This is a genomic window from Novosphingobium profundi (assembly GCF_018491765.1).
In the GTDB taxonomy this organism is placed as follows: domain Bacteria; phylum Pseudomonadota; class Alphaproteobacteria; order Sphingomonadales; family Sphingomonadaceae; genus Novosphingobium; species Novosphingobium profundi.
The window spans coordinates 98,819-111,787 of the sequence record NZ_JABWCU010000006.1; the positions used below are offsets into that span (position 1 = coordinate 98,819).

The 12,969-nt window shown below is 64.3% G+C and carries 14 protein-coding genes; 11 read left to right on the top strand and 3 right to left on the bottom strand.

Going from position 1 to position 12,969, the window contains the following annotated elements:
* The first annotated feature begins 8 nt into the window (after positions 1 to 8).
* Together HT136_RS07170 and HT136_RS07175 are read left to right on the top strand one after the other, a co-directional pair.
* The gene (locus tag HT136_RS07170) at positions 9 to 1,496 is read left to right on the top strand and encodes an aldehyde dehydrogenase (protein ID WP_214198892.1); all 1,488 of its coding nucleotides are present in this window, start codon (positions 9 to 11) and stop codon (positions 1,494 to 1,496) included.
* Positions 1,497 to 1,551: 55 nt separating this feature from the next.
* Positions 1,552 to 2,355 carry an IclR family transcriptional regulator gene (locus tag HT136_RS07175; protein ID WP_214198893.1) on the top strand — a complete coding sequence of 268 codons (804 nt, stop codon included), beginning with the start codon at positions 1,552 to 1,554 and terminating at the stop codon, positions 2,353 to 2,355.
* 9 nt (positions 2,356 to 2,364) lie between these two features.
* On the opposite strand, the gene HT136_RS07180 is transcribed toward HT136_RS07175, so the two are convergent.
* Both HT136_RS07180 and HT136_RS07185 read right to left on the bottom strand, forming a co-directional pair.
* Positions 2,365 to 3,204, bottom strand: a complete 840-nt coding sequence (locus HT136_RS07180; protein ID WP_214198894.1) for an SIR2 family protein — start codon at positions 3,202 to 3,204, stop codon at positions 2,365 to 2,367.
* Positions 3,201 to 4,445, bottom strand: coding sequence for an MFS transporter (locus HT136_RS07185; RefSeq protein WP_214198895.1), 1,245 nt, complete (start codon positions 4,443 to 4,445; stop codon positions 3,201 to 3,203). Before HT136_RS07185 ends, HT136_RS07180 begins: the two co-directional genes overlap by 4 nt.
* Positions 4,446 to 4,629: 184 nt before the next feature.
* Here HT136_RS07185 and HT136_RS07190 point away from each other — a divergent pair, with 184 nt between their 5' ends.
* From HT136_RS07190 to HT136_RS07230, 9 genes are all read left to right on the top strand, one after another.
* Positions 4,630 to 4,950: a recombinase-like helix-turn-helix domain-containing protein gene (locus tag HT136_RS07190; RefSeq protein WP_214198896.1), complete on the top strand. Its 321-nt coding sequence runs from the start codon at positions 4,630 to 4,632 to the stop codon at positions 4,948 to 4,950.
* Positions 4,947 to 5,981 carry an aromatic ring-hydroxylating oxygenase subunit alpha gene (locus HT136_RS07195; protein WP_214198897.1) on the top strand — a complete coding sequence of 345 codons (1,035 nt, stop codon included), beginning with the start codon at positions 4,947 to 4,949 and terminating at the stop codon, positions 5,979 to 5,981. The genes HT136_RS07190 and HT136_RS07195 overlap by 4 nt, the downstream gene beginning before the upstream one ends.
* Positions 5,982 to 5,984: 3 nt before the next feature.
* Positions 5,985 to 6,785: an IclR family transcriptional regulator gene (locus HT136_RS26600; RefSeq protein WP_214198898.1), complete on the top strand. Its 801-nt coding sequence runs from the start codon at positions 5,985 to 5,987 to the stop codon at positions 6,783 to 6,785.
* Positions 6,761 to 7,696: a VOC family protein gene (locus HT136_RS07205; RefSeq protein WP_214198899.1), complete on the top strand. Its 936-nt coding sequence runs from the start codon at positions 6,761 to 6,763 to the stop codon at positions 7,694 to 7,696. The genes HT136_RS26600 and HT136_RS07205 overlap by 25 nt, the downstream gene beginning before the upstream one ends.
* Positions 7,697 to 7,750: 54 nt before the next feature.
* Positions 7,751 to 8,305 (top strand): cupin domain-containing protein, encoded by a 555-nt coding sequence (locus tag HT136_RS07210; protein WP_214198900.1) that lies wholly within the window; start codon positions 7,751 to 7,753, stop codon positions 8,303 to 8,305.
* On the top strand, positions 8,305 to 9,144 hold the full coding sequence (locus HT136_RS07215) for an alpha/beta fold hydrolase (protein ID WP_214198901.1): 840 nt from the start codon (positions 8,305 to 8,307) through the stop codon (positions 9,142 to 9,144). Before HT136_RS07210 ends, HT136_RS07215 begins: the two co-directional genes overlap by 1 nt.
* Positions 9,145 to 9,146: 2 nt before the next feature.
* On the top strand, positions 9,147 to 9,929 hold the full coding sequence (locus tag HT136_RS07220) for an SDR family oxidoreductase (RefSeq protein WP_214198902.1): 783 nt from the start codon (positions 9,147 to 9,149) through the stop codon (positions 9,927 to 9,929).
* Positions 9,929 to 10,918, top strand: coding sequence for an ABC transporter substrate-binding protein (locus HT136_RS07225; RefSeq protein ID WP_246543457.1), 990 nt, complete (start codon positions 9,929 to 9,931; stop codon positions 10,916 to 10,918). The genes HT136_RS07220 and HT136_RS07225 overlap by 1 nt, the downstream gene beginning before the upstream one ends.
* 61 nt (positions 10,919 to 10,979) lie before the next feature.
* Positions 10,980 to 12,209, top strand: coding sequence for an NAD(P)/FAD-dependent oxidoreductase (locus tag HT136_RS07230; protein ID WP_214199222.1), 1,230 nt, complete (start codon positions 10,980 to 10,982; stop codon positions 12,207 to 12,209).
* 204 nt (positions 12,210 to 12,413) lie between these two features.
* On the opposite strand, the gene HT136_RS07235 is transcribed toward HT136_RS07230, so the two are convergent.
* Complete coding sequence (locus HT136_RS07235) at positions 12,414 to 12,941, bottom strand: MarR family winged helix-turn-helix transcriptional regulator (protein WP_246543458.1); 528 nt, start codon at positions 12,939 to 12,941, stop codon at positions 12,414 to 12,416.
* Positions 12,942 to 12,969: the final 28 nt, after the last annotated feature.

Genomic DNA, 12,969 nt, shown 5'->3' on the forward strand with positions numbered 1-12,969 from the left:
ATCCCATCATGACCACCATGCTCGAGCCTGCCCAAATCGATTTCTCCCAGATCTGCGTCGGCGGAATCTTTCGCGCCGGCGAAGGCGGAACCGGGCGGAGCATCGATCCGACGGACGGTGCGTTGGTTGCCGATTACGGCATTGCAGGACTGGGCGACGTCGAAGAGGCGGTGGCCATGGGGCGCACGGCGGTCGAGGACCCGGCGTGGCGTAACCTCAAGCCACACGAGCGTGCGCGCGTACTCGCAAGGATCGGCGATGCACTGGAAGCGCATGCCGAGGTCATCAGCGTGCTGCAGACGCGCGACACCGGCAAGACGCTTGCGGAAACGCGCGCGCTTGCGCTGTCGGCCGCAGGCACATTTCGCTATGTCGCCGCCACGCTGGAGACGATGGACGAGGAACTGACGCCGCCGCGTGGCCCGTGGCTGACCATGTCGGTGCACGAGCCGCTTGGCGTGGTCGCAGCGATCACGCCCTGGAATTCCCCGATCGCCAGCGACGCCCAGAAGGTCGCACCGGCGCTGGCTGCGGGGAACGCCGTGATCCTCAAGCCGGCCGAATGGACGCCGCTGGTCTCGCTGTTCTTCGCGCGCCTGGCCTATGCTGCGGGACTGCCCAAGGGGCTCCTGTCGGTCCTGCCGGGCCCGGGACGTATCATCGGAGACGCCTTGGTGCGTCACGAGCAGGTCAAGAAGGTATCCTTTACCGGGGGCACCGTGACGGGCATTCGCATCGCGCAGATTGCCGCAACCAAGCTGATGCCGGTCTCGTTGGAACTGGGCGGCAAGTCTCCCACGATCGTTTTTCCGGATGCGGACATCGAAGAGGCTGTCGCGGGCGTGCTCTATGGCGTGTTCAGTTCGACCGGCCAGTCGTGCATCGCCGGATCGCGCCTGTTCGTTCACGAGAGCATCCGGGAAGAGTTCGTGGATCGCCTGGTCGCGCGCGCGTCCGCGCTGCGCATGGGCCGGGGCGACGCGCCCGCAACGCAGATGGCGCCGATGATCCATCATCGCCACCGCGATCACGTGGCGGCGATGGTCGACGCCGCTGTCGCAGCGGGCGCGCGCGTGCTGTGCGGGGGTGAGGTTCCACAAGGGGAGTTCGCCGAGGGCGCCTGGTATCCTCCCACCATTCTCGACAACGTGGTCAATACCGACACCATTTGCCGCGAGGAGGTGTTCGGTCCGGTTCTGGCGGTCATGTCCTGGAGCGACGAGGAAGATCTCGTTTCGCAGTGCAACGATAACGCCTATGGCCTGGCCTGCGGCATCTGGACACGCGACTACAAGGCGGCATGGCGTATTGCGCGTCGGATCGAAGCGGGTACCGTCTGGATCAACACCTACAAGCAGTTCAGTTCCTCCACCCCCTTCGGAGGGGTCAAGGAGAGCGGACTCGGCCGAGAAAAGGGGCGGCACTGGGTCCAGTCCTACATGAACCAGAAGGCTATTTATTGGGGAATGTCGGAGCAACCGATTGGGTGGGCTTGATCGGCGCCAATTTGGCGGTCAAAGAACGGGCTTACCGTTTTTCAATCGAGACACGATGACTCAGTCTGAAACTTCGTCCGAAATCGACGAGCGCTATATTGTGCCGGGGCTCGTTAGGGGCTTGCAGGTTCTTCAGAGTTTCACGCGCGAGCGGCAGGAACAAACCGTCGCGGAAGTCGCCCGTCAGATCGGAGCGACCCGCTCGACCGCATTCCGCCTTGTCTATACCCTCGAATATGCGGGCTATCTGCGTCGCATTTCCGATGGCAAACGCTATCAGCTGGGCAGCCGCGTGCTCGAATTGGGGTACAGCTTCCTGGCCGGAAAGGACCTGATCGAGGTGGCCAATCCGGTCCTCGCGCGCCTGCGCGACGATACCGGCACGTCCACCCACCTGGTGGTGCGCGAAGGACGCGATGCTGTCTATATCGCCCGGTTCCAGGGCAATACCAGCCTGATCAGTGCGGTGACCGTGGGCTCGCGTCTGCCCGCGCACGCAACCGCGCCCGGCAGGGTGCTTCTGGCGCACATGACCCTGTCCGAGGTCGTGGCGCTTTATGAGAATTTCGAATTCACCAAGTACACCGAAGCCACGCCCGAGAGCATGGGCGATCTTGTCAGCCTCGTCGAGGGCGACCGCAAGCATGGCACCGTCGTAAGCTGGGGGTTCTACGACAAGAACGTCGCCAGCGTGGCGGTGCCGATCTACGATGCTTCGGGTGAAGTGGCGGCGGCAATCTCCGTAAGTTGCCCGATCACGACGTTTGATCGGGAAGCCTTCGAGGGACGCGTGTTGGCGCAGGTGGAGCGCGCCGGAGCGGAAATCTCGCGCGGGCTCGGGTGCCGCCAAAAGGCGTGATGTCGAGGTTCAGCTGAGCTCCGGCTCGGGGGTGTTCCGGACGGCATCGCGCAGGCGTCGCAGGAACTTGAGCGTCGCGTCCGAGGGATGTTCCGCCCTTTCGTGAAGGACCCGGATCCCCCATTGGCTCAGGACCATGCGCTGCACCGGGTCCTGCTTGGGTGAGAAGACGTAGGAGGGAGGGCGATCACGCTCCCGGCCCGATTCCTGCCACATCTGCCACAGGCGGTAGAGCAGCATGCGAATGTTCAGGTCCGACACGCTGTATCCGAGGAACAGCAAAGTGCGCCCCATGGCATCGGCCTTGAACTTGATGTCGAGAGGCGAATCGAAGGCGAGCCGGCGGAAGTAATCCGTTTCGGCCAGCACGAGCGATTCGTCGTCGGCGAAATCGCCATGGAATTTCACGATCTGCGAAAGGCCGCGTTCGGCGTTCACGATGTCGCTGGTATTGGCGACTTTCACATAGGGACGCCCATGCGTTTCGTAGGCAATCTCGAGATTGTTGTCGTAGTTGGTGGTGTAGACGAGCGGGAAATCGAGATCGACGATGATTTCGTGGATCTCGGACTGGCGCACCTGGTCGCTGCACACGGACCAGGTGCGGTCCATCCAACTGCGCAGCGGGCCCAGGCTGCCATTCTTGAGGCGGTAGTACTCGGAAAGGGTCTGATAGCTCCAGCCGGACTGGTGGGGTACGTCTTCAAGTCCCAGCTCGCGCTTCATATGGTCGATCAGCTCGTGCCAGGAAGGCAGGCCGACACTCATCGAAAGACCGGCGCCCGCGAACAGCAGCACGCGGCGCTCGCGAACGGCGCGAGCCAGCTCCTCGAAGCTGGCGATCATCATGCGGCTACCGGCTCGAACTGGCGTTGCCCGGTCGGGAGAAGAGCCAGCAAACCGCAAGCCGCAGCCATCAGTGCCGTCGCGATTCCCATGACCGTGCCATAGCTCCCGCTGGCATCGCGCACGAAGCCGAACAGCGCTGGACCGATCGACGAACCGATCAGAAAGGCCGCGAGCAGGTAGCCGTAGATCGCCGCGAAGGCGCGCTGACCGAAGTAGCGACTGATGAACAGGGCGATGACGTCGCTTTCGGCGCCGAAGCCCAGGCCGATCGTCAGCGCGACCAGGATCAGCATCGCCATGCCCGCGTTGGCGCCAACGCTGAGGGCGAGCACGAAGCCGAGCGCCGAGCAGGCGAAGAAGGCGATCGCGACGCGTGGCACCGGAAAGTGGTCGGCCAGCCAGCCCACCAGCACGCGGCCCGCGATGGTCGAAAGTCCGTAGGCGGATGCGACTGCGGCGGCCTGGCCGGTCGACAGGCCATGGTCGAGTGCGAGCAGCGAGATGTGCGGCACGATCCCGGTCAGCGCCACCGAGGCCAGCAGGATGGCAATGGCCATCAGCGCGAATTCCCGCGTTCGGCTTGCTTCGCCAAGCGTCAGCCCAGCCAATGCGGTGGAGGTGAGAGGTGTTTTCACAGGGGCCGGATGTGCCAGCGCCAGATTGCACAGAAATGGCACGACCATCACCAGCACCGCCAGCGCAGAGAGGGCCACGCGCCAGTCGTACATGGCCAGAAGTGCGCCGGCGATCAGCGGCATCCCCACGTAGCCGACGCCAAGCCCGGCGGCGGCGATGCCGATGGCGAGTCCGCGATGCTGCACGAACCATCCCGTAATGAGTTTGGAATAGCTTATGCTTTGCGTCGCGACCGTCGTTGCCCCCCATGCGAAGGCGATCGCGTAGAACATCGGGAGGCTTCCCGTCAGCCATGCCAATGCCGGAAAGCCGAGGGCCAGGGCAACCAGGGCCGGAAAGAGCAGGCGGCGTACGCCGTGGCGATCAAGCAGCGAACCGGTCAGCGGGGATGCGAGGACACCTGCAAGGTTGAAGAATGTCAGAGCCAGCATGATCGCGCCCCGACTCCATCCGTGATCGGACGCGAAGTGCGGGGCAAACAGGCCGAACGTGCCGAAGATCATCGGGCCAGGGCTGAAGGCGAGGCCGACGACAGCGGCGCAGAGCACGCGCCAGCCGGGGTAGCCGAGGTTCGATTCCGCAGGGGCGGAGCCGTTTGGTGTCATGATTGCGGCCCTCATGTATCATAATTGAGACGTATTATTCCTATGCGAAACACATTCACTTGCAAGGCCTGATTTTTGAAACAGGAAAGTGACCCAATTTTGGACCTCTTGACAGTCCACTGCGGTTGCGGCACGAATCCCATATCGTAGACAGTTGTTCACATATCAAACATTGAGGGCCGCGATGCAGTTTAACCCCTATCTTGCCGAAGCCGGTGGCGCCAAGGGTGGCGGTCGCTTCATCGAAGAGCCCGACTCGGTTGATAATTTCGTCTTTCAGACGCGCGGTGGTCCGCTCGATTCCTTCGAGGAATCGTTGGCGCGAGCCCTCACCGCCGCGTTCGATGCAGGTACGTTCGAATTTCCCGAGCTCGTGGCCGCGCTGAACGCCAGCGGCAGTCGTGATCCGGATGGCGCGCAGTGGACCGAGCCCAAGCTCGACGCCGAACTCGACCGCCTTGCCCAAGCCTTGTTCCAGACCGTTCCCGGAGACCTCGCCGCATGACCGTTCCAGTTGCCAGCATTGCCAGCGAGCGTCTCAATTCGGGGCTTCGCGAAATGTGGTATCCGGTTGCTCCGAGTTGGATGCTCCAGAATGCGCCGCTCGGCCTTACCCGTCTGTCGCAGCGCATCGTCCTGTGGCGCGACGCCGAGGGCAAGGTGAACGCCATCGACGATCGGTGCCCGCACCGCGGCGCGCGGCTGTCGATGGGTTGGAACCTCGGGGACCGGGTCGCCTGCTGGTACCACGGTGTCGAAGTGAACGGCGAGGGCCGGATCGAGGACATTCCCGCGCTGGCGAAATGCGTCATGAAGGGGCGTCCCCTGAACCGCGCCTTCCCTGCGGTGGAGCGCGCGGGTGCGATCTTCGTGTGGTTCGGCGAAGGCGAGCCCACGGCGCTGGAACTGCCCGAAGAGATCAGCGGGGGCGAGTGGGCCGACATCTTGTGCACCGCGCACTGGAAGTGCAACTGGCGCTACGCGGTCGACAACGTGATGGACCCGATGCATGGCGCATACCTGCACGCCCAGAGCCATTCAATGGCCGAAGGGGACAAGACCGCGACGATGCGCGCGCGTGACACCGATGCGGGCTTCGTCTTCGAGAAGACCAACCAATCGGGTGTGAACTTCGACTGGACCGAAGTCGGGCTGACCGGTGCCCTCTGGCTGCGTCTTTCCATTCCCTACGGCAAGTCGGCAGGGCCGGGAGGTTCGTTCGGGATCGTCGGCATGGTGGTGCCGGTGGACGAAACGAGCTGCCGCGTGTTCTTCTGGCGCTGTCGCAAGGTCTCGGGCTGGGCGCGCAATGCGTGGAAGTTCCTCTACCGGGCGCGCCTGGAATCGCTGCATTGGGACGTGCTGGAGCAGGATCGCCTGATCCTGGAGGGCATGGACGACCGTGCGCGCGAGCAGGAAGCGCTTTATGCCCACGACGGGGGCATCGTGCGGCTTCGTCGCATGCTCGAACAGCTGGCATCGGCGGAAGTCGCTGCGGCTTCGGCCAAGACTGCCGGCGCGCGCGAACAGGCCTGATCGGTGCCTGCATCTTCCCTTGAACGCGGGGTGGCGATCCTGCGCCAGTTCGGGCGCGATCGGCCGCGCCTGAGCGCTGCCGACATCGGCACGGCGCTGGGCATCCCGCGTTCGAGCTTGCACCGGTTGCTGGCGGAGATGGTGGGGCTTGCCTTGCTGCGGCGCGACGGCGACGGACGTTATGCGCTCGACGCCGGAGTGCTGCTGCTGGGGCATGAATTCCTCGCCTCGCAGGACATCGTTGCGCACGCCAGGCCGGTGCTGGAGGCCCTGAGCGCAAGCACGGGTTGGACCACGAATCTGGCCATGCGACAGGGGGTCTCGATCGTCTACCTCGTGCGCTGCCGTGGCGCGGCCGCGGTGACCGAGAACGTTTCGGTCGGAACCCTGCTCCCCGCCCATGCCACCTTGATGGGGCGCGTCTTGCTCGCGGATCTCGAACCGGCGGACGTGACCGCGCTCTACGAAGGCCATGTCTTTGGCGATCGCGGCGATGCGGTGCCGGGCTCGCTGCAGGCGCTGCTCGCGCAGCTGGAGCGGGATCGACCCATGGGCTGCCTCTCCAGCGATGGTTACTACGAGACCGGCCTTGCCGTCGTCGCCGCGCCCGTGCGCGAGCGGGGCGAGCGGGCGATAGCTGCCATCAACGCCACGCGCGCGGGGGCCAGTGCCGCCGAAGCCGAGCAGGTCCGCCAGAGCGTGATCGAAGCGGCAGATACCATTTCGGCGTTCTTGGGCCGCTTGCCCGAAACGCATGTCAAATCCAACGGAGAACGGGCATGGCCCAAGACAGCAGCGGCTTGACCGGCATCGAAGCGGTCCAGTTTTCGACCACCGACCTCGCGCAAGCTTCGCGCTTTCTCGACGATTGGGGGCTTGTCGATGCAGGAAGCGATGAAACGTGCCTGCGCCGGGTAACCCGCGATGGCGCCGAGGTGGAAGTGCGCCACTGCGACGATCCGGCGCTCGCGCCGGGCGTGGAAGAGGGCGGGAGCCTGCGCGCCGTGACCTGGGGCCTTTCCGACGGGGATCAACTGGCGGCTCTCGCCGCGCGGCTCGGGGACGACGCCGAGACCGGGTCGGATGGCCTGCTCAGCATCAAGGATCCCACTGGCTTTACCCATCGCTTCCGCGTGCGCCAGCGCGGCGAAGCGGTAGCCGACCTGCAGCTGGTCAACGGGCCGGGACGCGCCAACCGCGTCGATGCCCGCTCGACGATCTACACCGCCCCGGCGCCGATCGGCATTGGTCACGTCGTGCTGTTCATCGAGGACCTCGAGGCAACCCTCGACTTCTTCACCAGGCGTCTGGGCTTCGTGGTGAGCGACAGTTATCCCGGTCATGCCGCGTTCCTGCGCTGCCGCACGCCCGGTCCGCACCATGATGCTTTCGTGCTGCGCCGTCCCGGCAAACCGGGTGTCAACCACGTCGCCTTTACCGTGGGCAATATCCACGAGGTGTTCGGCAGTGGCCTGTCGATGAGCGCCAAGGGCTGGCAGACTGACATCGGTCCGGGTCGCCATCCGATCTCATCGGCCTATTTCTGGTACTTTCGCAGTCCGATGGGCGGGTCCTGGGAATTCTACGCCGATGATGACTACTGCACGGCCGATTGGGTTCCCTGCGAATTCGAACGCAAGCCCGAGCTTTTCGCCGAATGGGCGATCGCGGGTGGCATCGATGGCAACACCCGCCGCCAGGCCCGCAGCGCCTGATCCTGCCAATTTCGGGCGCTCACGCCCGTTCCCATGATCTTAGGAGGAAAACCGATGGAAGATGCCGCAAAGACTGGCCACGACAAGATCGTCCCCGAAGGCAAGACCCTTGCCGAATGGATCGATGGCCGGCTCGCCCGCTACGAAACCCGCAAGCTCGACTGGAATGCCCTGAAGTTCCAGGCCGACTTCGATCCCAAGTACAAGCGCGCGCAGATGCGCTACGTCGGCACGGGCGCCACTGGGGTTGCCAATGACACCAACACCGTTCCGGCCGAGCACTTCACGTTCTCGACCATGGTGCTCCCGGCCGGCTGCGAAGGCCCGCTTCACATCCACGACGACGTCGAGGAAGTGTTCTTCATCCTGAAGGGCAACAAGGTGAAGCTGATGTTCGAAGCCGAAGGTGAATACTACGAGACCTACGTGCGCGAGCGCGATCTCGTGTCGGTGCCCGCCGGCATCTACCGCGGGCTCGTCAACGAGGGCATCGAGGAAGCGCTGATGATCGTGTGCCTGGGCACCAACGTCCCCGAGACGCCGACTTACCCGCCCGAGCACCCGCTCTCCAAGGTGAAGCGCCCCAAGCCGATCAACGCGGACGCGTGATGGACCTGGCTGCCCGTCTCGAGACTGCCGCCCCGCTGCGGCAGGCCGCCGGTTTCAGCTGGCGCGAGGCGGGGCAGGGCGGCGGCGTGCCGCTGGTGCTGCTGCATGGCATCGGCTCCAATGCCGCCAGTTGGCTCGGACAGTTCGAGGCCTTTTCCGCGGAGCGCCGGGTGATCGCCTGGAACGCGCCGGGTTATGGCGAGACCGCACACTTGCCCGTCGCGGCTCCCGTGGCGCGCGACTATGGCCAAGCGCTCTGGCGCCTGCTCGACCATCTGGGCGTGGGCCGCTGCATCCTGGTGGGCCAGTCGCTGGGTGCGATCATGGCGACCGCGGCGGCTCGGCTCGAGCCGACGCGGGTAGCCGCGTTGATACTGGCGAGCCCGGCCACGGGCTATGCGGTGCCCGCCGGCGGTGACCTGCCCGAGACGATCGTCCGGCGCATTTCCGACATTCACGAATTGGGGCCCGAAGGCATGGCCCAGCGGCGCGCGATGCGCCTGGTAACCGATGGGGCATCGCCTGCGGTGCGCGCCCTGGTGCGCGGTGCGATGGCGGCGGTCGATCCCAAAGGCTACGAGCAGGCCACGCGGCTTCTGGCAGGAAGCGATCTTCCGGCCTTGCTGGAGGGCGTGACGCTGCCCGGCCTGGTGCTGTGGGGGGCAGAGGACGTCGTGACGCCGCCAGCGGGATGCCGCCGTATCGCGGATGCCTTCGTGGGCGCGCGCCAGGCCGAAGTGCCCGCGCTGGGCCACGCCTTCGCCACCGAGGGTCCGCAGCAATTCAACGAGGCAATCAGGCCGATCCTGCTTGCCGCCGATCACGTAATAGGAGACTGACCATGGATCTGGGACTTAGCAGGCGCGTGGCCGTCGTTACGGGAGGATCTTCGGGCATCGGTCTGGCCACGGCACGTCGTCTCCTGGACGATGGCGCTAGGGTGGTCATCTGTGGACGCGATCGTGACCGGCTGGAGGCGGCTCGGGTCGAACTCGCCGGCGGGGACCGCCTCCAGGCCGAAGTCTGCGACGTGCTCGATGCTGCAGCGGTAGCCGGTCTGGCGCAACGCGTTATCGATCGCTTCGGCAAAGTCGACATGCTGGTCAACAATGCGGGCCAGGCGAGGCTCAGCACCTTCGCCAGCACGCTCGACGCCGACTGGGATGCCGAATTGAAGCTCAAGTTCTTCAGCGTCATCCATCCCACCCGCACGTTTCTTCCGCATCTGCAGGCAAGCGACGCCGGTTCGGTCGTCGTGGTCAATTCGCTGCTGGCTCGCCAGCCCGAACCGCATATGGTTTGCACGTCGGCGGCGCGAGCGGGGGTCCAGAACCTTGTGAAGTCGCTCAGCGTAGAACTGGCACCGCGCGTCCGCGTCAATTCGATCCTGATCGGCACGGTCAACAGCGGGCAATGGCGCCGGCGTTACGACGAGCGCGCCGATGATGGCATGTCCTACCGCGACTGGCTCGGTGCGCTTGCGCGCAAGAAGGGTATTCCGCTCGAGCGCTTTGGCGAGCCGGAGGAAACGGCGGCCGCGATCGTATTTCTGGCTTCGCCAGCCGCTTCGTTCATAACCGGCGCGTCGCTGGAAGTGGCGGGCGGTGTGTCCCGCTTCGCGTGATGTCGGCCCTTTGGCGCACATGCGCGCTGCGATTGCTGGTCGCCGCCGGTCTGGTTGCCGCCGCGGCGCAATCGGCCGCAGCGCGTCCAGCCGACACGATCACTTATCTTCTGCCCGCGCCCAAGGAGGCGATCGTGTTCGCCCCGTTCGTCCTTGCACAGATTCAAGGAAAGTACCGGGCGGCCAATCTCGACGTGCACTTCGTCGTCGTTCCCGGCGGGTTCAATGTCGGCAAGGCATTGGCCCGCGGCGAAGGCGACCTTGGCGGCGCCAGCGGGGATACACCGATCCTGCTGCGCGCGGCGGATGCGCCGGTGAAGGGCATTGCGCTGCTTGGCGCGCATTCGTTCCTGACTCTGGTTACCCGCAAGGACAGGGTTGCAGACGATGGCACCTTGTCCGGCAAGCGCATAGACGTGCCATCCTTCAAGGACACGTCCTATTATGCCCTGCAGGAGATCGAGGGGGGCTACCCGCAGGGCGCTTTACCGATTCAGAGCGAGGCGCGATCCTCGGCCGATCTGATCGCGGCGCTCGGCGAAGGCAAGATCGACGGGTTCGTGGGAACGGTCGATTGGGGCGTGAAAGCCGAACGCGCCGGAGCACAACTGGCCTATCGTGAACTCGATGACTTCTATCCGGCGATGGCCCAGGCGATCATCGCATCGGACCATGCCATCGACACGAAGTCCAAGGCCTTGAAGCGGTTCGTGCGCGCCACGTTGGCGCAGTTGGGCCGAATCGCGCGCGATCCCGAGGGCTCCGCGACGCTCTACGAGCGCGCGGTACCGGACAGTGGCTACAGCCATGCCGAAGTGGTTCGGATCTTCCGTTTGCTGGGGCGCGAAGTCTACGGGGACACGCGAAGGCCCGGAAAGTTCGATCGCAAGGTGGTCGTGCAAGCAGAAGCCGAATTGCTGGAGCGCGGGTTGATCGCACAGCGCCGCCCGGCCGCCGACTACTACACCAACCGTTTCGCGGGTGGATAGGGCGCCGCGGCGTGCCGCGACGGGCCATGCCATAGGAGACTGGGCTGTGTTGGAGACGAATATGGACCGAGCCGACGTGGTCATCGTGGGTGCGGGGCATGGCGGAGCGCAGTGCGCGCTGGCGCTGCGCCAGAACGGGTTCGAGGGAACCATCACCGTGGTCGGGCGCGAACCGGAATATCCCTACGAGCGCCCTCCGCTATCGAAGGAATACTTCGCGCGGGAAAAGACGTTCGACCGTCTTTACATTCGCCCGCCCACGTTTTGGGCGGAGAAGGACGTGACGTTCAAGCTGGGCACCGAGGCTGTCGGCGTCGACCCGCAGGCGAGGGTGCTGACGCTGTCGGACGGGGCGGCGCTCGGCTACGGCAAGCTCGTCTGGGCGACCGGCGGCGACCCGCGCAAGCTTTCGTGCGACGGCGCCGAACTCGCCGGCGTCCATGCCGTGCGCACACGCGCGGACTGCGATCGGCTGATGGCTGAAATCGATGCCGGTACGAAGAACGTCGTCGTCGTCGGTGGCGGTTACATCGGCCTTGAAGCCGCCGCAGTGCTGTCGAAAATGGGATTGAACGTGGTCTTGCTCGAGGCGCTGCCGCGCGTGCTCGCGCGTGTAGCCGGCGAGGAACTCTCGGATTTTTACCAGGCCAGGCATCGCGCGCAAGGTGTCGATTTGCGCACCGGCGTCGCGATCGACTGCCTCGTGGGAGACGGACATCGTGTCAACGGCGTGAAGCTGGTGGGCGGTGAGACAGTGCCAGCTGATGCGGTTATCGTTGGTATCGGCATCGTTCCGGCAGTAGCCCCGTTAATCCAGGCGGGGGCCGCGGGTACGAACGGTGTGGACGTCGACGAAATGTGCCGGACTTCACTTCCCGACATCTACGCGCTCGGTGACTGCGCAGCCTTTGCGTGCAGCTATGCGGGAGGGGCCGTGATGCGCGTGGAGTCCGTTCAGAACGCGAATGACATGGCAACGTGCGTGGCCAAGGGGATTTGCGGAGCGGAAAGAGCCTATAAGGCGTTTCCGTGGTTCTGGTCCAATCAGTACGACCTCAAGCTGCAAACCGCGGGCATCAACGCGGGCTATGACAGCACCGTGGTGCGCGGTGACGCAACCAGGCAATCGTTCTCGGTTGTCTACCTCAAGGACGGCAAAGTGGTGGCTCTCGACTGCGTGAACATGGTCAAGGATTTTGTGCAAGGGCGCAAGCTGGTTGAATCGGGTGCGGTTGTTGATGCGGCCAGTCTCGCTGACGCAAATTTACGGTTGAGTGAATTTCTGACTTAATGGCGGGCCAGCCGGCAGGTCTCGCTGTCGGCGCCGGAGCCGCAACTGGCGCAGGAGATGTTTGGCGCTATCCGCAAGGACGTGCCCGCTTGCATCGAGCTGTTCTAACCCGATCCATGAAGACGCCAGGACCCGCATGCGGCAGCCCACCCAGTTCGCACGCTCGCGGATCCTGAAGGCGCCAGGCGTCTGGAAGACTGGAATTCAGCCCTCTGGAAGGTCTTGTGTCTCATCAGAAGCGCCAAATTGGGCGAAATGCCGGCGTGTATAGTCCACGGCATCGGGAATATTGCGGTGCAGCCGCTTGAGATAGTCGAGAAACTGCGCGCGCTCCTCGCCGGAGAAATCCTGCAGCAGAATCTCTTCGCGCGATCGCGCCATGCGTACGATCTGTCGATGAACGGGCAAGCTCGACGGGGTCGGCGATGCAAAGCGCCCACCTCGCCGAACCTCGATCGTGATCAGTCCCTTCTTTTCGAGCGACTTGAGGCTCTGGCTCGCAAGGGACTTGTTCATCCAAAGAATATCGCAGATCTTCCAGGCTTGAAGTTCTCCATACTCATACAAGATTGATAGAACTCGAATTTCATTCACGCCCATGCCAAGCGTATCGAGGTACAATTTTGACGTGTGCCACGAATAACTATTGCTGGCGACAGTAAGAACGTGTGGCAAGAATACGTCGTTGCGCAAGCACTCTTCGTCATCGAAAGCGCTTGGGTCGGTGTTCATAGCCACGGTTTGATCCGTTTTCACATTC